This is a genomic window from Gemmata sp. SH-PL17 (genome assembly GCF_001610855.1).
In the GTDB taxonomy this organism is placed as follows: Bacteria; Planctomycetota; Planctomycetia; order Gemmatales; family Gemmataceae; genus Gemmata; species Gemmata massiliana.
Map to the genome: position 1 here is coordinate 5,609,881 of NZ_CP011271.1, position 20,394 is coordinate 5,630,274.

Genomic DNA, 20,394 nt, shown 5'->3' on the forward strand with positions numbered 1-20,394 from the left:
TTCTCGAATTGAGCAGCGCTTTTGCCGTGTGTGACACAGCGAACGAGGCGGCCGAGAAACAAAAAAGCTCCCGGTCTTTGATCGGGAGCAAGTGGATTCAGCGTGTCGAACTTTGCTTACTTCTCCAGCCCCGAGAACCGCTGGTTGGAGTCGAAGCGGCCGGCGAACGGCTTGTCCTTCAGGTAGTTCGCGCGCGTGTGCCGGGCGATGCCCTGGCCCGTGATCGCGACGAGCATCTCTTCGGGGTGCAGTTCGGAGGCGAGCTGCGCGTCCGCGTCGCCGAGGATCACGCGCCAACTGTTGCGCGAGGCGTGGCCCGGCACGCCGAACGCCTGGAGCACCGCCGCGTTGTTGACGAGCGCCTCCCAGTTGTTCGGGTAGAGCTTCATCATCTGGCTGAGATCCTGCCAGAACGTCCAGAGTTGCAGCCCGTACCCGCGGAGCAGCGACACCGCTTGCGGCAGCAGGTCGAGCGACCCGAGTTGTGCGGCTTCGTCCAGCAGAAACAGCGTGCGCTGCTTCGGGAGCTTCGAGCGGCGCATCACGACCGTCAGCAGCGTGACGACCCACAGCCGCAGCAGCGCGCGGTGGCTGTGCAGCTTCTCCGGCGGGAGCACGAGGTAGATCGTCATCGGCTTGTTGTGGAGCAGGTCGTTCAGCTCGAACGTGGACCGCTCCAGGCACCGGCCGACGGCGGTGCTGCCCAAACACTTCACGAACGTGGTCGCGGTGGTGCGGATGCACGGGCGCGTCTTGTCCGACGGGGCCGCGAGGTACGCGATGAACTCGTCGCGCGCCAGCGGCGACATCGTCTTTTTCCGCGTGTCGAGCGCGACCGCGAGCGTGTAGTCGAGGTCGTCGTTGTAGAGCAGCTCGCGGAGCGTGCAGAGGTTCCGCTTGTCCGCCGGCGAACTGGTCGCGACGTCCGCGATGAGGCCGGACACCAGCCCGCGGCCCGTGTCCTCCCAGTACCGGTCGGTGCTGAACTCGTGGCCCACCGCGAGCTGCGCGGCGAGCATCTCGGCGTCCGATTCCGGGTCCGAACCCGGGATGTGGAACAGGTCGAACGGGTTGAGCTTGTCGCTCTTGTTCGTGACCAGCCCGAACGGGTCGAGGACGATCACCTGCTGGCCCATCTCGCGCCGGCGCCGGGCGGTGACCTGGTAGTTCTCGCCCTTCACGTCGGTGACGATGACCGACCCGGGGTAGGTCAGCAGCGCCGGGATGATCGCGCCGACGCCCTTGCCCGCGCCGGTGGGCGCGATCGTGAGCAGGTGCCCGTCGCCGCCGTAGGTGAGCGCGGGCGCGTCGGACGCATCGAAGTGCGCGGACCGGAACCCGAGTGTGGCCTTGTGCGCGGTCCCGTCCCACCCGAGGAACAGAGACGCCCCGTTGTCCGGGAGCTTCGCGTGCGGCTCCGGGGGCGGGAGCGGGCTCTTCTTGACCGGACCGCGTGCGCGCGACGGCTTCTTGGCCGCGCGCGGCGCGGCCGGCTTGGTGCCATCGGTCGGTGCTTCGGCCGGGTCGAACATATGGGCTGCTCCTGCGTGAGCGGCAAAACGAGTCGCTGTCCCAGTGACGCGGGACTCGTGTGCGGACGGCTCATCCATCATACGCGAAAGCCGGTTTAACCTTGCTCGGATTTCGTGGGGCCATATTGGTGCCCCGGCGGAACGATCGGTGTGAACGCTTCCTTCGCGTGTGACTCACGTTACGTTTACTAGCACGGTTTCGGGACGTCGGTTCACGACCGGTAAACGGCTTTCGCGGGCGTTTCGTTTGTTGTTCCGGGAGAAGAAACGTGTCACCGATTTGAGATCAGGTCACAAGACGTCTACCGTGGGCGGCTCTTTCATCCTTACAAGGATCATAGCTCGTCCGCGGCGGGTTCGCGATGCCAGATAAAAAAACGCCCCGAATGGGGCGCGCGGACCACAGATACGCGGGGTGTCGCAGATACACAGGGCGAGAGCCCTGTGTATCCGGGGTTAGCATCCGAGATTAGCGGTGCGCGTCGTGGCACGCCTTGCAGTTGATGTTGAGCGCGGCCTTCAGCGCCTTGGCGTCCTTGTCGTCGGCCGCCTTGAGCGCGGCCTTGGTGCTCTCCGCGTACTTGTCGGTCAGCTTCTTCCACGACGCGGCATCGCCCTTCGGCGGCTTGTTCTTGCCCAGGTTCTCGCCGAAGAACGCGAGCGTCTTGGCGTACTTCTGGGCGTCCTCCCACTTCCCGTCCTTGACCGCCCCGTTGATCTTGGCCACGTACCCTTCGGTCTTATTGTGACCCTTCTTCATGATTTCAGAAATGTCGGGCAGTTTTTCGTCGGCCGCCGGGGACGCGGTGACGCTCCCGTAGGCGAACAAAACGGCCGCCATTCCGAAGGCGGCGAACAGGCTCGCCCGAATGAGCTTGCGAAACATGGAAACTCCTCAACACAGACCGCCCTTCGGACCGCGTGACCGTCACACGCTCCGGGGGCAGACTATTTCGCGCTGTTCGGTCGCCCCGAACAGAAATTTGTAGGCACCAAAAGAAGCCCGCGGGCGCGCACCTCAGTCGAGTCTTGAGGCGGTTTCGCGCCCGCGCTCGTGTGTTCGGGCAGTGGCTCGCGGCGGGGATCGAACCCGCCGTCGACTAGACCACTACCGGAGCACCCGGCCGGATCGTTTCCAATCACCGAGAGCGTGGGGTTCCTCTCACAGAATCACCTCTCGCGGTTCGGGTGCTCCGACAGAAGTCGTAAACGCCGACCTCCCGCCGGTTGAGACGCGAGCCGTGCAAGCGATATTCACGCGAACCCGCGCAAACGACTCGTGCCGCGCCGGATCAGGGTGCGGTCGTGAGCGGCTCGGCGGGTGCCTGCGCGGTTCGCGGGGGTGGAGAGGGTGGGGGGAGCAGGAGCGCTGTGGTGAGTGGCGCCCATCGGGGAAGTTCGGGCCGTGATTCGTGGTCACCCAGCGCGAGCGGCGCGACCACTGCTGGTACTGCTGGTTCCGCGGTCGCGGTACTAGTGCCGCTCTTCTTGTCGCAGCAGCACTTGCCGCCGGGAGTGATCTTGGCTTCGGTCGCGCGTTCCCGCTTGGGAACTTCGGGCGGCTTGCAGCAACTCTTCGGCGGAGCGCTGTCGGAACTCGAAGGCGGTTCCGGCTTATTGCAACAGCAGCCGGTCAGCGCCTTTTCGATCGGCGTGCAGGCGCATCCAACGGGGGCGCAACCGGGCACAGCGCTCGTGTGTGATCGGAGCACCGCGCTCACGGGCAACGCGACGGCCGGGGTTAACTGGCCGAGCAGGGCCAGAACCGCGATCGCGAGTCGGATTGTGGCGACCCGTGCGCGCAACAAGACACGTACTCCGGAAAACGCAACGAAGCGAGATTAGGCGCTCCCGGAAGTAGAGTCAAGCGCCGATTCGCGTTGCGCGCACCCTACCAGACACTCGGGCGGCGCGATATGGTAGGTGTGGCTTGCCATGCCATTCGGTCCCCTCGGCCGCTCCCGACCTTCCGGGTCCACGGCGGGGGGAGGAATCGACTCCGGTCCCGCGCCGACCTTCCGGCGACCCGGCGGGACACAATCCCCACCAATCCGGGTTACCCGCATGACCCCCTGGCACCGTAACGAATACATCCTGAAGGGCCTGTTCTTCGGGTTGTGGGCCTTCTTCGCGCTCCAAGTTCCCCCCTCACGAGACGACGCCTGGAAGGACATCTTCTGGGTGCTCGGGTGGGTGTGTACCGGGCTGGCCGTGGGGCTGGTCCTCGGCGTCGGCCGGCTCGTGCGGCGCGGGGTGAAGCCCTGGGAGAACCTGAAGGCGTTCCCGCTCCTGGTCCTGCTCGAAAGCCCGCAGTTCATCTACGGCGGCGTCATGATCGGCCTGATGTGCGGCATCATGTCCGGGCGCGAACTCGCGCAGCCGTGGTCACAGCCGCTGGCCGAACTCGTTGGCCTCACGTGGGCCGATATCAAGCACACCCCGCCCGTTAGCGAGTGGCTCTCGTTCTGCGCGTTCGGCGGGGCGCTCCTCGGGTTCGGGCTGTACCGCATGCGGCAGATGGAAGACGGGCGGTGGCGGTTCCTGACCGGCATCGGGGTCGCGGCGCTGTTCGTGTACCTCGCGTCCGAGTACATCCTCGAAATCAAGGTGCCGGACCCGGCCGATGCGTCCAAGAGCGTGTCCCTGTTCGAGAGCGCCGCGTCGCGCGCCAACCTGGGCATTTACCTGCTGCTCGGGCTGCCGTTCTTCTACCTGCTCACGTTCTGCGGCGAGGCGGAAGAGTCCGAGGTCGAGATCATGACGTTCTGCGGCGTCCTCGGGATCGCGCTCCACCTGATCGGCGTGGGCACGGCGCTGCCCGGGGCGGGCGCGGCGACCCCGTTCCTGATCCCGATCATCATCTACTTCGCCTACGCGACGCGGGTGCTCCCCGGGCTGCGGGTGTTCAAGCACGCGCTGCGCGGGTTCAGCTACATGAACCTGGGGCAGCTCGCGCTCGCGATCCGGTTCTTCCGCCGCGCGCTCGAACTGAACCCCGAGAGCGAACTCGCGAACGAGGGGATGCACCGGCTCCACAACAGCATCACGCTCGCGACCCTTGAGCGGCACCCGGACCTCGTCGAGGAACTCGACTTCAAGATGTGCCTCGACCGCGCGACCGGGCTGCTCATGCTCCCGCCGACGCCGGCCGCGAGCGAGGAGGCCGCGCGGTTCCTCGACCTGGTCGAGCAGAAGAAGCCGGTGTACCTCGCGCGGGTCGATTACCTGCGCGTGATCGCCCTGATCCACGCGAAGCAGTACGACCACGCGAGCGAGGCCCTCGCGCGGCTCCTCAGCCCCGAGACGCCGGGCTACCACCCGACCGTGCGCGCCCAGATCCTGTTCGATTCGTGGTTCCTGGCGCTCGACGGCCCGAAGGGGGTGGTCGAGCGGATCGGCTGGCCCGAACTCAACAAACCCGGCCGGCGGATGGAGGCGATCGGCGCCGTGGAGCGGAAGCTCGCGGCGGACGCGGGCAACGAGAAGGCGAAGGAGTACCGGAACGTCCTTTACACCGGGTTGCAGGAGAAGGAGTTCATCGCCGCGGTCGCCGTTGCGGGGGCGCCGAAGGACTTCAACTACGACTACGTCGAGCAACTCGGCTACCAGCTCGCCGACGACAACGACCCGGAGCGCCGGGAGCGCGGCTTGGGGTACTTGCGGATCGCGGGTCGGGGGCTGCTCGGGCGCGCCCCGGCGATCTTCAAGAAGCTCGCCGACGTGAGCGAGAAGTACGGCGACCCGCACTCCGCGCGCGGGTACACGGAGCAGATCAAGCTCGCCGGGCGCGCGTTCGGCCCGCGCAATCTCGCGAAGGACTTGCGGGAAATCTACCTCAACGCGCTGCGGAAACTCGCGGCACTCGCGGAGGCGGAAGGCGACGTCTTCAAGGCCGAAGCGGACGCGGCCGACGCGATCGGCGACGCGGCCGGGCGCGAGAAGAAGGACGCCGAGGCCCGGCCCTACTACGAGTCCGCGATCGCCGATCTCCAGTTGTACCGCGACGACGGCGGCGGGGCCGTTCTGGAGGCGTACCGCAAGATCGCCGAGATGTACGGCAAGATGCGCGACGCGCTGAACGCGGTCATCAACACGGCCGCGGCGCTCGAGTACAGCAGCAGCGACGCGGACCTGATCCAGAAGCGCGACAGCTACTACTACTCGGTCACCGTCGAGCGCCTGACCCGTGCGAAGGAGAACGTCGGGAAGTGGTTCGACGTGGGGTACTGCACGCGCAAGGCGATGGGCATTTTGAACCGCTCGGACGCCGACGCGGACCTGCTCGAATGGGCCACGCACCTCGCGCGGCTGGCGAAGGTGATCGAGCCGACGAGCAACCGCGTGCGGCTGGTGGAAGCGCGGTGCCTGATGCGGCGCGGCGAGCGCGACGCGGGGCTCCAGATCCTCGAAGACGTGCGCGAGGGGCAAAAGGGCTCGGGCGACGAGGAAGAGTCGTGGTACAACGCGACCCGGCTCCTGGGCCAGTTGTACCTGGAGGAGTTGAACCGCCCGGACCTCGCGGTGCGCGCGTACCTGGACTTCAAGGAGTACCACAAGAGCGGCGCGGACACGCTGTTCAACATCGCCCGGTGCTACGAGGCGATGAACGACCCCGCGAGCGCGATCAAGTATTACAACGCGGTGACGGTGTACGAAGAGCACCCGAAGTACTGGGACGCGAAGGAGGCGCTCCGGCGGCTGGGGAAGGGCTAGGCGCCCGTCCGCGCCCTCGCTGCGTGCCTCACACTGACGTCCCTCGCGCCAACTCGACCGCCGGCGCGGGGGCGGTCCGGGGCTCGCAATGCCACCCGGCGCTCGACCCGTGGCAACACCGGCCAATCTCGTTTCCAGATCCATGCAGCGACCAAACGAGCCGCGACCGCGAGGGAGCGGGGCTTCCGGTGCGTGGAACCGTAACGATAAACGGGGCGCCTCCCGCTCCCTTGCGGTCGCGGCTCGTTACAAGGGAACTGGATCGCGGCTAACATTTCTGGCGCCGCGAACCGACCCGCACTCACTCGCCGCGTGCGAAATCGCTGGAATTTCAGGCTCCGTGGCGCGCGAGTAACATTTGCTCACATTTCCGGCCCCGCCCCTCGTCTTCACATCCCAAACGCGCGCCCAGTTCCACCGGTTCGCGTGCGACGATAACATCTGATGGCAGAACTGGGCGTCCCAACGAAGGTGCCAGAGGGGACGAGCGATGATCGAGGCGGAGTGGTTGATCGAGTACGATCCGGTGCTGATGTTGGAGTTCCTCCGCAGCAAGTCCAGCGATCGGAAATTACGACTCTCGGTTTGTGCGTGCGTGCGCCGGATCTGGCGCCTTCTTGAAGACGATCGCAGCCAGGAAGCAGTGGAGGAGGCCGAGCGGTTCGCGGACGGCATCGGATGGCCTCAAGACCGTAGGGAACTCTGCCATCGCGCCTCAGAAGCATACACCGAGATACACGACCGGCGCAACGAGTATCCAGACGGTCTGGGACAAGCCCGGATATTTGCGGCGCAAGCGGCGGAGCATTCAGCAAGAACTCCTGAAGAGTTCGAGAATTACGCCGAAGAAGTCGTGAAGGCCGTACTCGCGTGCTCTCGGTGCGCGGGTTACAAGTTCGCCGAGCCAGACGCTCTCGTAAGCATCTTGCGCGACATCTTCGGCAACCCGTTCCGCCCTGTGACGTTCTCTTCCGTGTGGCGCACCTCCACTGCGGTTGCACTCGCGGGGCAGATGTACGAGTCGCGGGACTTCGGTGCGATGCCCATTCTGGCGGATGCGCTCCAGGACGCGGGCTGTGACAGCGCCGACGTTCTGAACCACTGCCGGGAGGCGGCAGTCCATGTGCGCGGGTGCTGGGTCGTGGACCTCGTGCTCGGCAAGGAGTGAGATCAACCAATGACCGAGGAAGAATGGCTGGGTTGTGTTGATCCCGCGCTAATGAGGAAGTTCCTTGAAAACCAGCGCCGTTTAAAGATAAGTTGGCGGCGCCGGGTGTGGAAACAGCTAGGTTATCCGGTGTACTCACTCAGCCACCGCAAAGCGATGTGCTTCGCTCTCGCGTGCTGTCGACAGGTTCCATTCCCTGAACCGTCAGACGGTGAGATTCTCGATTCGGTGGAGCGATTTGCTGAAGGTGAGTTGTCAAAGCAAGAAATGGCGCGAATCGCTAGCGCAGAATTCAACCGTCCCAACCGGTACCCCGGTGAGCCGTCGCCTTCGATTCTGGCTTGGCTTTCGCTATTTGCAAATGGTGAGGAATCATCTCTGTTTCATCGTGACCTCATTCACGGTGACACTTCGTCCCTCGGACGATTGGTCGGTGGCGTTATCGACGCCATCACACATTCAGTATCTCCCACGACGAGAACGAGTGACAGATTGCGGGACTTTGCGGAGAGGTGGCGCACGGCTAGCTTCGCCACCAGCGCATTTCTCCGTGACGTTGTTGGGTTTTTCCCCTTCCGTCCCGTCGCTTTCTCCCCCGCGTGGCGCACCGACACCGCAGTTGCGCTCGCTTCGCAGATGTACGAGTCGCGTGATTTTAACGCGATGCCGATTCTGGGGGACGCGCTCCAGGACGCGGGCTGTGACAGTGCCGATGTGCTGAACCACTGCCGGGAGCCGGCGGTCCATGTGCGCGGGTGCTGGGTCGTGGACCTGGTGCTCGGAAAAGAGTGAGGGTGACCGATGACCGAGGCGGAGTGGCTGACGAGCGATTATGCGTATTCGCTCTGGCAGCTCGTAATTGGCGGCGCGAGCGAACGTAAGTCGCAGTTGCTTGCCGTTGCCTTGTGCCGTCGCGCTTGGCCGCTCTTAACCGACGCACGCAGTCGGTCGGCAGTAGAGGTCGCAGAACGTTACGCGGATGGTGACGCGAGCGAAGATGAACGGATAGCGGCATACGACGCTGCAAAGCGCGTTGACGGCGCTGACGTGGACGAACGATACGCTCGGGCAATCGCTCAGGCGAGGATATACGCAAATGAAGTTGCCGAACGTGGTGAGGTGAGTGAAGGCGAGCAGGCGCTAGCTCGCCCTGCTGCAAACAGTGCCGATGCCGATGGTGTAGACGTATTGGCCGCTCGAGCGGCGGCCCACGCAGTCGGGCAACGCCAAGCAGAAACAAGTTGCGACGTGGTGTGGGAGGCTCTTCTTAAAAATGCTACTACGTTGGAGGATGTGACGGTCCTCGCTGACATCGTTCGCGATATCTTCGGCAACCCATTCCGCCCCGTGGCGCTCGACCCGTCGTTGCTCACGCCCACGGTCACCGCCCTCGCGGCGCAGATGTACGAGTCGCGCGACTTCTCTGCGATGCCGATTCTGGCCGATGCGCTCCAGGACGAGGGGTGTACCAGCGCCGCGGTGCTCGATCACTGTCGCGGACCGGGACCGCACGTCCGGGGGTGCTGGGTCGTGGATCAGGTGCTCGGCAAAGGGCACGGGCGACTGATGACTGAGGCGGAATGGCTGACGGGCGCGGAACCGAGGTTAATGGTGAAGCTCCTGAGCGGAACCGTAAGCGACCGGAAGTTGCGGTTGTTCGCTTGCGCCTTTTATCACCGGCTGTCGTGCGTGGCCGGCGATTCCTTCGCCGACGCCGCAGTTGAGATTGCGGAGCGGTTCGCCGACGGTCATGCGACGGCGGACGAGTTGAGCGGAGCGGCCACCGAGGTGTCCGCGGCCCGTGACGCGCTCGATTACAGCATGGCTAACCGCCCCGCGCACGTCGCTCTCGATCTGGCGCGGGATGTGACGCGCCCTGACGCCGGGCAGGGGGCGGGGGACATCACGCGCCAGTGCGCTTTCTTGTGTGCCAATGGGCCATTCCGGACGCTGGGGCGATTGTGGTGGACCGCGGACCATCGCTCCGTGCGAAACGATATGGCGGCTCAGATGGATCTGCTCCGCGACATCTTCGGCAACCCGTTCCGTCCCGTGGCCTTCTCCCCCGCGTGGCGCACCGACACCGCAGTTGCGCTCGCGTCCCAGATGTACGAGTCGCGTGACTTCCGCGCGATGCCGGTCCTCGCCGACGCACTTCAGGCCGCCGGGTGCGACAACGCCGATGTGCTCGACCACTGTCGCGCGCCGGGGCTGCACGCACGCGGGTGCTGGGTTGTGGACCTCGTGCTCGGGAAAGAGTAATTGATGGTTGGGTCGTGAAAGGAGCTGTTGATGTCGACCGAGGGAAGCGATCCTTCTGGCCCCCAAACCGCCGAGGCGTTCGATCATTTGGCCGTGGAGTGCTGGTTCCACAATCAGTTGACCGATGCGGCGGACAACTACCGCCGGGCACTCGCGATCCGAGAACAGTCATTCGGGCCGGACCACTGGGAAGTGGCGGACAGTATCGTTCGTTTAGCCGGGGCCTGCTCTTTTGCGGGGGATCACGCGGAGGCCGAGTCCCTGTGGTACCGCGCGATCCGCATCTACGAGCCGTACTACCGCGAACTGATGGAAGCGCGGGGGGAGTTGTTCGAGCACATGTTCATGTCGTTGGCCGGGGTACTCGGCAACATCGCGATCGCGGCACTTCAACGCGGGGACACGGTTGCGGCCGAGCGCGGGTACCGGCGCGTCGGTGCGTTGATCGCCGAGGCTTTCGGACCGGATTGTCGGTGGCTGCCGGTAGGTTCTCCGTTTGCTACTGCCCTCATCGAGCAAGGGAAACAGGGTGGGACGGACTGGGCGGCTGCGCTGGATGCACCCTAATTTTGCGCACCCGGATTGTTCCCAATCTCTGTCCAACGGCCGGCACAAGGGGCAGCGCCGGTTCGACTTCACTCCCGCACGAAACGACACGGGCCAGGGATCGCTCCCTGGCCCGCGGTGTTCTCGTGGTGTCTACTTCTCGACCTGGGGCACGGAACGCTCACGGCAACGCCCGCGGGGCCTGCAATTCTTATTGCAGGTGACCACGACCATTGGGGTCGTCCCAGCGCCTGCAGTAAGAATTGCAGGCCCCGCGGATAGCGGTGCTGGAACAGCGTTCCCCGCGACGAGTGTGGTGGAGTGTGCTCGGACGACGCAACATCGTCCCGTCGCAGAGCGACGAGCTAAACCGACCACGGGAACACCCACAGCTTACACAAATCTGTCACCCGAGTCCGCGGAGTCGGTATTTGGACCACCTCGACAATACGCGCTCGATTTTTGGACACCGTCCCGCCTTGCAGAACTCGATCTCCCTCCTCGCAAGGGAGCCATTTGGCGGCGGGCGGGTTATTCCGCAGGGAGGTCGGTTACGCGAGCAAGCGTTTTCTTCAGTGCCTGATATCCCACCGCTGACTGATACCGACCGTAGTAGCGATTGATGGCGTCAATGACGCCCTGCTGGTCGGCGAACTTCGACAGCTTGATGGACTGCGAAGGACTTCCCAGGCGCCGCGTGATCGTGAGCACCCGGTTGTCATCGACGCTCAGGGCGACGATGTCCGCATACGGGATCGGCCCGGGCCATTTCTCGAAGCCCATTTTTTCGCAGTCGAGTGTTAGCACCCCCTGCCCGCTCGGAATGCTGATCGGCGGGAAGGATTTGACAACGATCTCGTGCTCTTCGGCGCTCTCGGGGAGAAACCGGTAGGGCAAGGACTGCTCGTGGTGGTGCCGGAACCGTTCCTCGTACTCCCGCCACTGTTCCTTCTCCATCCCCTCGGCGGCCGGCAGGTGCCGGTACCACCCACCGTCCCCGCTCGCGGTCAGGAGGGCACGTGTCTCCTCGTGCTCGAGGGCATCCCGATGGCCTGCAGGCGCTGAGAAAGGGGCGGGTGCGTATCGAACGGGTGGGCCGGGGCCAGTCGACCGATGTCCGGACCCGAGGTGAAGCGCGCCGCGTACTGGTGGAACCCGTGCTCGATGCGCTCGGACACGTTGGCGGCTTCCATCGCGCGCTCTTGCATGAACAGGTCATTTTCCACCCCCGCGCGGTACCGGGAGTAGGCGGCCGTGCGCAAGAGCGCCCCGGCGACGGCGCGGGCCGAGGTCGTTTCCACCGAGATGCGATCGGCGCGGAACTCCCGCTGCCGGCTCTGTCGGCTCAGCGAGAGCTCGTACAGCACCCGGAAGCACCGCATGAAGTAGAAAACCGGCAGCGTCACCGCGCCCCCGTGCAGGGCCTGTAAATAATGGTCGTACCGGCTCAGCAGCGGGGCGATCTTTCCGGAGTACAGGGTGTCCTGACCGCTGAAGTGGGCCATCTCGTGGGCCAGGATCGCGTCGGCTTCGCTCCCGTGCAGTTGTTTGAGGAGCGACAGGCTGACGAAGAGCGTGCGCCCCCGGTACACCTTGCCCCCGACGATCACCTCGCGCTCCGTCACGAAGAAATTATCGTCGATCCCGGCGATGATCTGATCCGGGGGGTGGGTGCCCACCCGATCGCAGATCCGCTGCAACTCGTTCCAAACGGGCGCGGCCTCGTCTTTCGTGAGTACCCGCCCCGGAACGACGTGGTCGCTGTTGACGCGCTTGAAAATCCCGGCGAGCACGGCGCCGACCCCGACCACCGCCAGGACACCGACAACCAAAATGAGCTTCACGGAGTAGAAGTTGAACCACAGGGCCGTGACCCAGAACGACAGGGCGACGAGCAACGCCCCCTGTGCGACGACCTGAAGGGCGCTGCTGACCCGCAACACGTGCCAGCTCACCGCGAGGCTCCAGTACTGAACGAATTGCGAGCGGAACGACAGCGCCACGCCCGCCCCGACCAACAGGAGTACGGCGCCCCCGGTGATAATTGCCCCGGCCGAAAGAACGATCGCCCAACGAAACGTTGAGTAATACAAGCGCGTGTCGTCGGAGAGGAGCTTGGCCGTTTCTTCCCGCGAAGCCAGTTGTGAGAACGAGACTTCGTTAAAGAACGCGATCGCCCGTTCGCGCTCCTCTTTTGTGAGCTTCTTATCGGCGCGGATCTCTTCGATGATCGACTCGCGGATCCGCGAATCGAAGCGGGCCTGCGCGTGAAGGAAGAAGACGAGTGAGAGCACCGGGACGAGAAAAACAAACAGCGCGGGAAAGGCGAACGAGGTGAGGAACGGGAACTTCGGAGCCTGTTGCTCGGTTGTGCTCATGTCGATCATCTCCCGTCTTGGGCTTTGGGGTCGATCGGTCGCGCTTAGCCGTCGTCTGACTGTAGTCTAGAACTGTGAAGGAGAACCGTCTTCCCTGACGGCGTGGTCCGTGTTCCCCGGGCCCGAACGCCTTTGCCGGACGTTGCGCCCCGTGACGACCAGTAGAGCGTGTGCCGGGCCGCCGCGAACTGGCCATTTACTAAGTATCACACTTCCCTGAATCGAGTTCTGGTGGCCGCCACTTCTGTTCCCATCCTGATTATCAGACTGATCGTTCTCTGATTGGGTGTCATGTTTTGCCTGTTCCCAAAGGGCTCGATGGGGGAATGGGGCCGACAACAGCACGTCCCCCTCACAGTAACCAAACATGGACTCCTCAAGCCGGCGGGGTCCGGCTCCCGGTCCGGCACCGCCGTTGCCGAGTTGCATTAGGAACTGGGCGCATGCTCCGGGAAGACGGATACCTTTGTTAGACTCGAATACCCCTCTCTCCGTTCCGAGGAGCACCGGGTTCATCTGATACTCATGCCACTCTGAACCTGAAGCGGGGCACGCGGGCGGTGCTGGGAGCAGAAAGGCCGAGCGTTCACCGCGAAGGAGGAATCGACAAACGCGGTTGTAGTAATGGCACACCCAGAACGTGACGGGCAGCCGATCCACGTCAAACGTCTAACCGGAATGTGACTCCACCTGGAGCCACTTCCACGGGCAGCGCCCGGCGGGCTCGGATGCTCCACCCTGCGCATCCGAGCGAACTGTATAGGCGAACCTTTCATGCGAAACAGAGAGGTGGCATGCCCCATCCTGTGCGCAAATGCGTGGGCACGCGACCGAAACATTCATCCAAGAACTGACGAACGTAATCGTGATCGGAAGTGCTAACGGGTACTGCGCGACTCACGACTGTTCTTCGCTGGCACTTCACAAACCAGACTGACAGATCCAAGAATGCAATTGATTGAATCCGGATGTTGTCGCGACCCTGTTGGCCCACAACTTCCAGACCTGGAACAATGTGTCACTCCTGAAGCGTAAAGCATAACAGGCAGGTTCCGCTGTCGGGTCAGAAAAACCGACACCCGTTCCGGTTGACAAGCGCGAGACGGTGAGGAGCGTCAATATTGCTTGCCCGAGGCTCGCCGCGCTCGGCGCCCCAGCGTGCCGGTGTTCTTGAGAGCCCGTCCTATTTACCCGGGCCGGGGAGCTCGAAGTTCAACACATTCTTCCCGGGTTGGACCTTCACCGCCTTGAGAGGGGTCGCGGACGGGCTCTGGTAGGTCTCTGCGAATCGGGCCTTTGGAACGGCCGGGCTGGTGGCCGGGTTGCCCACCGTCGCGAACGGCCCGCGAACCGTCGTCAGGTCGCGAACCGTGACCCGGTGCGTTCCGGCGGTGGCGCCGGCGCCGCCCGGGGTGGTCAATCGATAGCGACCGGTGTCGTCCGTGTACCCGCTCGAGCGCGGCCCGGCGGTGCCCTGTTCCGGGTCCGGCAGGAAGACCACCTCGGCGTTGGCGAGCGGGCGCCCGCTGCAGGTAATCACCCCTTCGACTTCGGCCAACGGTGCCCCGCGCCCGCACCCGGTGGCGCCAACGATCGCGATGAGAATCCCCGCGCGGAGCGAAACGAATCGGGATGCCATTGAATTTGTCCTCGCAGAGCGCCGGTGCCGAGCACCGGCGCGGGCCGGTTGGGAGCCGTTACCGGGGTCAGTAATCCTCGGTGATAACTTCGCCGCCGGCGCGCGTGCACAGGGCGTTCAGGGTGGCGGGGGTGATGGAGTCGCGGAGGAACCGGACCGAACCGTCCGCGAACACGAAGCCCACGCCACCGGGGTGCCGGCTGGAGAACACCGTGTTCCGCTTCGACAGCAGGTCGCTCAGCACGAGTTGGCTCGACGGGTACGGGGCGCCGGGGAGCCGGTAATTGAGCCCCGGCGCCGTCCCCCGCGTGCTCCCCCCCAGTGACCACAACCCGGCCAGGCGCTCGCTGTCGAACGGGAAGTACGGGGCGCCCAGCATCGCCTGGGCCATCGGGGTGTAATTGGGGTCGCTCATGTCGAACTCCCCGAACAGCAGGGTGGAACTGGTCCCGTCGGTAATCGAGGTGAGCGTGACCCCGGGCGTGTTCGGCGGGAACACGCCTTCGTCCTTGGTCGGCACGTTCCACAGGGTGACGTCGACGCAGGCGCTCGGGGAGTAACTAATGAGCGAGCGGTGCCGGCTCGCCCAGTCGACGAGGACCGTCTGAGCGACCGCCGGGTCGGACGGGCACAGCAGGGTCGGGAAGACCGTCGCCGACGGCGCCGACGCCCCGCCCGTGCTCGGGTCCGCGGCCGCGGTCCAGGCGTTGTAAAAGGCCTGCTGCTCCAGGTACGGTGCCGTTGCAACGACCCAGTTGTCACTGGGCCTCATGCCCTGGAACCGCTGCCGCGAATCGTGGTACGTGTGCGCCGCGAGCCCGACCTGTTTGAGGTGGTTACTGCACTTCACGCGCGCGGCGGCCTCGCGCACCTTCTGCACCGCGGGCAGGAGCAGCCCGATGAGGATCGCGATGATCGCGATCACCACGAGCAGCTCGATCAATGTGAACCCGCGCGGCGGTGTTATCCGTTCCGACGACATGGTGATGATTCCGATAATGACAAACGTACCCCCACCGGACCGTCCGGCGGAGCGGGGCAGCAAAGGGAGAGTCGGGTCGGACGTGGAGCGGACCGCTTGGGGACCGCTCCGGGAGAGGTCGGGTGCCCGTGAGTCGAGAAACTATTCGCGCCGGCCCGTCGCTTGCGAGGTCGACGGGCTCGGTGCGGTGAGTGCCTTTTGGCCGAACAGAGCGGTGTCCCAGACCAGGGCGGTGCTGTCGGCGCTACCGGAGGCGAGGCGCCGACCGTCCGGGCTGAACGCGAGGACCTGGACGCGGGACGTGTGCCCCTCGAGCCGGCGGCCCTCCGTTCCCGTGCGGAGGTCCCACACTCGGACGGCGCCGTCCTCCCCGCCCGCCGCGAGGAACCGGGCGTCCGGGCTGAACGCCAGCACCAGCGTGGTCTGGCTCGGGGCCGCGACCCGCAGGACCGTTTCTCCACTCAGTTTCTCGACCCGAATTTCGTCCCCGCCGCCGGGGGCCTTCCGCGTAAACGCGATCCGGCTCCCGTCCCGCGAAAGCGCCACCAGCGGGCGCTCGGCCTGCGCGTCGAAGTTGGCCGGGAGCCGGGCCAGCAGTGCCCCCGTGCGGGTGTCCCACACGCTCAGAGCCTTTTCTCGCTTCCCGTAGCACACCAGGCGGCGGCCGTCCCCGGAGAACTCGGCGAAGCTCACCGGTTCGCCGCGGGCGATACGGGTTTCCACACGGGTTGTTCGGTCGATCAGGACGACACCGTCCCCCGGCCCCCAGGCGAGCCAGCGGCCGTCCGCGGAGGCCGCATACGCCGGTAGCAGGTTCGGGTCCGGCCGCGCCAGGGCGGCGGGAATCCCGGGGCGCTCGGTCGCCTCCCCGGTCCCCGGGTTCCACCCGGTCAGGACCCAGTGCGGCGCCGGTTCGGGGCACCATTCCAGGGTCTCGACCCGCTCCGCGGACGGGTAGCTCAGGGTGTACGCGGTCAGCCCCGGCTCGCGGAACGGCAGGCGCCGGATCGGGGCGCCGGTGTCCGCCTCCCAGAGCTGGACGTGCGAGAACCGCGCGGTGGTCGCGAGCGCCCGGCCGTCCGGCGAGAACGCCAGCGCGAGCACCTGCCCGTGCAGGGCGCCCGCCGGGCCGATCTCTTCCCCCGTCGCCACCCGCCACACCCCGAGCACCCCGCCGTCCTCGGCCGCGAGCAGGGTTCCGTCCGCGGACAGCGATTTCCCGCCCCCGAGCGAGAACGACCAGAGCGGGTTCAAGTGCGGGGCGACCGCGGCGGGCCGGAGGTCGCGCGCACTGGCCGGATCCCGGTACCGGATCTGCTCGGCGCCCACTTCGAGTAACGTCTGACCGTCCGGCGTGTACGCCACGAACGGGTCCGGGGCTCCGACCCCGGGGGCCGAGGCCCGCAGGTTACCGGTCGCCGTGTCCCAGACGCGGACCGTCCGGTCCAGCCCGGTCGTGGCGAGTGCCGTCCCGTCCGGGGAGAACGCGAACCGTGTCACCGGAGCGACGTTCCCCCCACCGAACCGGCGGACGAGGGTACCGGTCCCGACGTCCCACAAGCCGACCGCCGCGGTCGGCATCCCGGTGGCGAGAGTCGCCCCGTCCGGGGAGAAGGCAACGCGGGTTCCGCTTTGTCCTTCCAAAACCCGGACCGTTCGGCCGGTCCCCGCGTCGAGCAGGTACGCCGCCGGCCCGAGGGCCGTGCCGCACGCGAGCGTCCGACCGTCCGGCGCCAGAGCGATCGAACTCAGCAGCCCCAGGCCCGGAGCACTTTTCCACCGGACCCGCGGGCCGGCGGGCGCGAGGTCCAAGGCCCACACTTCCGAGCCCATCGCGATCACGCGCGTCCCGTCCCGCGAAACCGCCACCTGGGAGCAGTGGCGCGGGCCGTCGACGTGGCACGTCTCCTTTCCGGACGCCAGATCCCAGAACCGGACGACCCCGGTGGCGTGAACGGACACGAGCGTGCGCCCGTCGGGTAGGAACGCGACGTCGCCGTTACTGGGGAACTGGCCGGGTCGGAACCGCACGGTCCCGATCCGAGCGACCGCCCCGTCCGGGAGCGGGTCACCGAACCGATCCACCCGGGGCGCCGCGCTAACAATTTCTGAGCGGACCGGGAACGCGGGCCGCGGATCGCCCGGCGGACCCGAGCGGCGCTCGACGGCCGCGGCCGCGACACCGACACAGGCGACCGCGAGCACGACGCCAATGAACTTGAGCTTGGAACTACCGAGCGCCCGGGCCACACAGTCGGCCGCGACAACCGCCCCGGCCGCGGGCGGCCCGCCCCCGAGAGCCAGTTCGACGGCCCGGGCCGACAAGCCCGGCGGCAGCGCCTTCGCAGGCCCGGCCATCAGGATCGCGGCCAGCACCCCGGCCGGAGCGTAGCCCCGGCGCCCGAGCCGGAACCGGAGCGCGGCCATCGCCTTCTCCAACCGGGCGGCGACCGCGCCGATCGAACAGCCCAGTTCGCGCCCGGCCTCGGCGTAGGTCCGCCCCTGGAGGTGACACAGCACGACCGCCTGTTTCAGCTTCGGCGGGAGCCGGTCCAGTTCCTCGTCCAGCACCCCCGACAGATCCGGACAGGAACCGGGCGCGTCAGAGACCGGCTCGGGAATCGCGTCCACCAGAACCTCCCGTCGCCGCCCGGAGAGCTCGAACACTTTTTGGGCGGCCCGCCGCGCGACCCCGTGGAGCCAACCGGGTAACATCTCCCGAGGGCGGACCCGGTCGGCCTTCCGCGCGAGGACAATGAAGGTCGCCTGGAACGCATCTTCGGCGTCCTGGTGGCAGGACAGGGCGCGCCGGCACACCCCCCAAACCAGTGGAGCGTACCGCGCGACGAGGGCGCGAAAGGCCGCTTCGTCGCGCGTGGCCACGAAGCGGTCCAGGAGCGCGCCGGGGCCGCACCCGTCACCGGGCGGCGCGCCCGCGAACTCGTGGGCGTAGCGGACGATCAAGTCCTGCCTGGTCCCGCGCATTTTTCTACCCATTCCGAATCAGCAGCCGGCTCGCCCATATATCCCCGGCTCGCGAAGAAATTTTCAACGAAATTTCTCCGGTTCTCAAAAAAGCTGCGCCGGCGAGTCTGACTGGTAGCGCGGAAGGCGTTGGGAGGTGACGGGTTATCGCTTCCACGGAGGGAACCCGATGGCTCGTCGCACCCGTCGTCCGGCCCCAACCGCGGACGTTCTGGCGCCGGTGGGTAGTCAACGAGATGCCGGCGCGAGCGCTCCCGCGATTGGCTCGGTCGCGCCGCTCACAGACGGCCTCTTGCGCCCATTGACCACTTCCGGGTTCCGCGTTGAGGTGGCCGGGGGCCCGCACGTGGGGTCGCGTGGCCCAAACACGAACGCGCTTCGCCGAGCCGCTGGGTCCAGAACCTCTGCGAGAAGTGTCGGGGCCATTTCCCGGTTCTGGGCGGACCCGCCCGAGTCACTTGGTGCGCGAGTTTGTGGTCTCGCACCCGAAGTGTGCTGGCGACGTTCGCTCTCGTCACCGGTTAACCGAACAGTTGTCGGACCGGGATCCCATCGGCGACTTTCCAGGGACGGCCCGCGGGGTCTTGGAGCTCGGTCGCCGGGTCGATTCCCAGGGCGTGATACACGGTCGCGGTGAGGTCGGCGGGCGACACCGGATTGGACGCGGGATCGGCCCCGATCCGGTCACTCGCCCCGTAGACCGCGCCGCCCCGGACGCCGCCGCCGGCGAGCACCGCCGAGTAGCACCGGGGCCAGTGCTGCCGGCCCCCGTTCTCCACCCGCGGGGTGCGCCCGAACTCGCCCACCCAAACGACCAGCGTTTCGTCCAGTAATCCCCGCGCGGTCAGGTCGTCCAGCAGGGCGGCGAAGGCTGTATCGGCCGGCGGCATGAGACGGGTCTTGAGTGACGGGAAATTGTCCCCGTGGGTGTCCCAAAACGCATGACCGTCGTCGGGCCAGTTGACCGTGACCAATCGGGTACCGGCCTCGATCAGCCGGCGTGCGAGCAAGCAGCTCTGCCCGTGCGGGTGGCGCCCGTACTTGTCCCGGACCCGCGCGGGTTCGCGCGCCAGATCGAACGCCGTCGAAACGGCCGGCGCGAGGAGCAGGTCGAGGGCCTTGCCCTGCAACCCCGTAAAGCCCGCGCCCGGTCCGCCGGTCCGGTCCAGGAGCCGGGACAGTTCGGCGCGGCTCCGGAGGCGGGCGGCGGGCACATCGCCGGGCGCCGACAAGCCGGCCACGGTAAACGACTCCTGGTTCGGGTTCCCGGTGACGAGGAACGGGTCCGTCCCGGCGCCCAGCCACCCACCGTTTTGGCCCGGCGCGGTGCCGCCGGGCGCGGACGGGTGGGACACCGCCCAGGGGAGCGTAACGGCCGAGGGCATCGCACCGGTCGAGGGCGCCAGTTTCTGTACGACGGCTCCGAGGCACGGGCGTCGCCCCGGCTCGCGCCATCGGCATCGGAGTTGGGCTTGGGCGCGATCCGGCCGGTCATCAGGTGATGCACGGGCGACAGGTGCGCGGGGTCCGTGTGTGTCATCGACCGGACCACTGCGTACTGGTGCGCGCGGGTCGCCAACCGGGGGAAGTGCTCCCCGATCCGGAGCCCCGGCACGGTGGTCGCGATCGACCCGAACGCCCCGCGCACCTCCAGCGGCGCGGCGGGCTTGGGGTCCCACGTGTCGAGGTGGCTCGGCCCGCCCCACATGAACAGCAGGATGACGGACCGGGCTCGGCCCTTCGCGCCCGCGTCGGGGCGCGCCTGGAGCGCGTCGGTCAGTCCGAACCCGAGCGGCGCGAGGGCACCGACCCGGAGCATTTCGCGGCGCGACAACCCGCCACAGGACCGGGGCATTGGTGCGAGCATGAATGTTCCTCGGGCGCCGGTGGGAGACGCGGTGGGTGGTCGGTGGGTCGAGCGCGGCACGAGCGATTCAGCGCAGTAGTCGGGCGGTCAGGGAGGGAAGGCTAAATCCGGCAGTTGGGAGCAGTGTGCTGTGGGTAGGATCCGTGCGCGGTTCGTCTGTTCGTGAGGTCGGCTGGAGTATTCAGACTTTCGCAAACAATTGGCCCGCGGTCAAGTAACTTTCAGTCGCCGGTTGTTTTTTGAGCAGCGGAAGTGCTCGCTTTGCACCGATCGGCCGAACATTCGGCCGATCGGTGTCCGAAGAACCGGCTACAGACGATGT

The 20,394-nt window shown here is 66.4% G+C and carries 14 protein-coding genes and 1 pseudogene; 5 read left to right on the forward strand and 10 right to left on the reverse strand.

Annotation, left to right across the window (positions count from 1 at the left end):
- Nucleotides 1-116: 116 nt before the first annotated feature.
- The 3 genes from VT84_RS23105 to VT84_RS23115 all read right to left on the reverse strand — a co-directional run bounded on the left by VT84_RS23105 (nucleotide 117) and on the right by VT84_RS23115 (nucleotide 3,340).
- Entirely contained in the window at nucleotides 117-1,532 is a 1,416-nt protein-coding gene (locus VT84_RS23105; protein WP_162271817.1) for a type IV secretory system conjugative DNA transfer family protein, read from the reverse strand.
- Between the two features lie 469 nt (nucleotides 1,533-2,001).
- Entirely contained in the window at nucleotides 2,002-2,418 is a 417-nt protein-coding gene (locus VT84_RS23110) for a hypothetical protein (protein ID WP_052552532.1), read from the reverse strand.
- A 406-nt stretch (nucleotides 2,419-2,824) separates the two neighbouring features.
- Nucleotides 2,825-3,340 carry a hypothetical protein gene (locus tag VT84_RS23115; RefSeq protein ID WP_082841151.1) on the reverse strand — a complete coding sequence of 172 codons (516 nt, stop codon included), beginning with the start codon at nucleotides 3,338-3,340 and terminating at the stop codon, nucleotides 2,825-2,827.
- Nucleotides 3,341-3,596: 256 nt separating this feature from the next.
- Here VT84_RS23115 and VT84_RS23120 point away from each other — a divergent pair, with 256 nt between their 5' ends.
- The 5 genes from VT84_RS23120 (at nucleotide 3,597) to VT84_RS23145 (ending at nucleotide 10,242) form a co-directional block, all read left to right on the forward strand.
- Nucleotides 3,597-6,245: a tetratricopeptide repeat protein gene (locus VT84_RS23120; RefSeq protein ID WP_162271818.1), complete on the forward strand. Its 2,649-nt coding sequence runs from the start codon at nucleotides 3,597-3,599 to the stop codon at nucleotides 6,243-6,245.
- A gap of 490 nt (nucleotides 6,246-6,735) precedes the next feature.
- Entirely contained in the window at nucleotides 6,736-7,413 is a 678-nt protein-coding gene (locus VT84_RS41120; RefSeq protein ID WP_239465451.1) for a hypothetical protein, read from the forward strand.
- Nucleotides 7,414-8,076: 663 nt separating this feature from the next.
- The gene (locus tag VT84_RS41740; RefSeq protein WP_255359505.1) at nucleotides 8,077-8,205 is read left to right on the forward strand and encodes a hypothetical protein; all 129 of its coding nucleotides are present in this window, start codon (nucleotides 8,077-8,079) and stop codon (nucleotides 8,203-8,205) included.
- A gap of 501 nt (nucleotides 8,206-8,706) precedes the next feature.
- Entirely contained in the window at nucleotides 8,707-9,675 is a 969-nt protein-coding gene (locus tag VT84_RS41125; RefSeq protein ID WP_239465452.1) for a hypothetical protein, read from the forward strand.
- Nucleotides 9,676-9,705: 30 nt separating this feature from the next.
- Nucleotides 9,706-10,242 carry a tetratricopeptide repeat protein gene (locus tag VT84_RS23145; protein WP_082841154.1) on the forward strand — a complete coding sequence of 179 codons (537 nt, stop codon included), beginning with the start codon at nucleotides 9,706-9,708 and terminating at the stop codon, nucleotides 10,240-10,242.
- A gap of 510 nt (nucleotides 10,243-10,752) precedes the next feature.
- On the opposite strand, the gene VT84_RS23150 is transcribed toward VT84_RS23145, so the two are convergent.
- The 7 genes and pseudogenes from VT84_RS23150 to VT84_RS42385 form a co-directional block, all read right to left on the reverse strand.
- Nucleotides 10,753-11,178 carry a hypothetical protein gene (locus tag VT84_RS23150; RefSeq protein ID WP_082841155.1) on the reverse strand — a complete coding sequence of 142 codons (426 nt, stop codon included), beginning with the start codon at nucleotides 11,176-11,178 and terminating at the stop codon, nucleotides 10,753-10,755.
- Nucleotides 11,179-11,228: 50 nt separating this feature from the next.
- The gene (locus VT84_RS23155; RefSeq protein WP_162271819.1) at nucleotides 11,229-12,599 is read right to left on the reverse strand and encodes a M48 family metallopeptidase; all 1,371 of its coding nucleotides are present in this window, start codon (nucleotides 12,597-12,599) and stop codon (nucleotides 11,229-11,231) included.
- A 1,183-nt stretch (nucleotides 12,600-13,782) separates the two neighbouring features.
- Nucleotides 13,783-14,238 (reverse strand): hypothetical protein, encoded by a 456-nt coding sequence (locus VT84_RS23160; RefSeq protein ID WP_052552549.1) that lies wholly within the window; start codon nucleotides 14,236-14,238, stop codon nucleotides 13,783-13,785.
- A gap of 67 nt (nucleotides 14,239-14,305) precedes the next feature.
- Nucleotides 14,306-15,220 (reverse strand): DUF1559 domain-containing protein, encoded by a 915-nt coding sequence (locus VT84_RS23165; protein ID WP_082841157.1) that lies wholly within the window; start codon nucleotides 15,218-15,220, stop codon nucleotides 14,306-14,308.
- 141 nt (nucleotides 15,221-15,361) lie between these two features.
- Entirely contained in the window at nucleotides 15,362-18,205 is a 2,844-nt protein-coding gene (locus VT84_RS23170) for a sigma-70 family RNA polymerase sigma factor (RefSeq protein ID WP_162271820.1), read from the reverse strand.
- Nucleotides 18,206-18,726: 521 nt separating this feature from the next.
- A complete protein-coding gene (locus VT84_RS23175) occupies nucleotides 18,727-19,590 on the reverse strand; it encodes a DUF1501 domain-containing protein (protein ID WP_410000367.1) in 864 nt (287 codons plus the stop codon).
- Between the two features lie 155 nt (nucleotides 19,591-19,745).
- Nucleotides 19,746-20,072: pseudogene (locus VT84_RS42385) on the reverse strand (DUF1501 domain-containing protein); the annotation flags it as partial.
- Between the last annotated feature and the right edge of the window lie 322 nt (nucleotides 20,073-20,394).

Coding starts and splice junctions, on each gene's coding strand:
- VT84_RS23105 (WP_162271817.1), bottom strand. CDS start 1,532: ATGTTCGACCCGGCCGAAGCACCGACCGATGGCACCAAGCCGGCCGCG.
- VT84_RS23110 (WP_052552532.1), bottom strand. CDS start 2,418: ATGTTTCGCAAGCTCATTCGGGCGAGCCTGTTCGCCGCCTTCGGAATG.
- VT84_RS23120 (WP_162271818.1), top strand. CDS start 3,597: ATGACCCCCTGGCACCGTAACGAATACATCCTGAAGGGCCTGTTCTTC.
- VT84_RS41120 (WP_239465451.1), top strand. CDS start 6,736: ATGATCGAGGCGGAGTGGTTGATCGAGTACGATCCGGTGCTGATGTTG.
- VT84_RS41740 (WP_255359505.1), top strand. CDS start 8,077: ATGCCGATTCTGGGGGACGCGCTCCAGGACGCGGGCTGTGACAGTGCC.
- VT84_RS23145 (WP_082841154.1), top strand. CDS start 9,706: ATGTCGACCGAGGGAAGCGATCCTTCTGGCCCCCAAACCGCCGAGGCG.
- VT84_RS23150 (WP_082841155.1), bottom strand. CDS start 11,178: ATGGAGAAGGAACAGTGGCGGGAGTACGAGGAACGGTTCCGGCACCAC.
- VT84_RS23155 (WP_162271819.1), bottom strand. CDS start 12,599: ATGAGCACAACCGAGCAACAGGCTCCGAAGTTCCCGTTCCTCACCTCG.
- VT84_RS23160 (WP_052552549.1), bottom strand. CDS start 14,238: ATGGCATCCCGATTCGTTTCGCTCCGCGCGGGGATTCTCATCGCGATC.
- VT84_RS23165 (WP_082841157.1), bottom strand. CDS start 15,220: ATGTCGTCGGAACGGATAACACCGCCGCGCGGGTTCACATTGATCGAG.
- VT84_RS23170 (WP_162271820.1), bottom strand. CDS start 18,205: ATGCGCGGGACCAGGCAGGACTTGATCGTCCGCTACGCCCACGAGTTC.
- VT84_RS23175 (WP_410000367.1), bottom strand. CDS start 19,590: ATGCCCTCGGCCGTTACGCTCCCCTGGGCGGTGTCCCACCCGTCCGCG.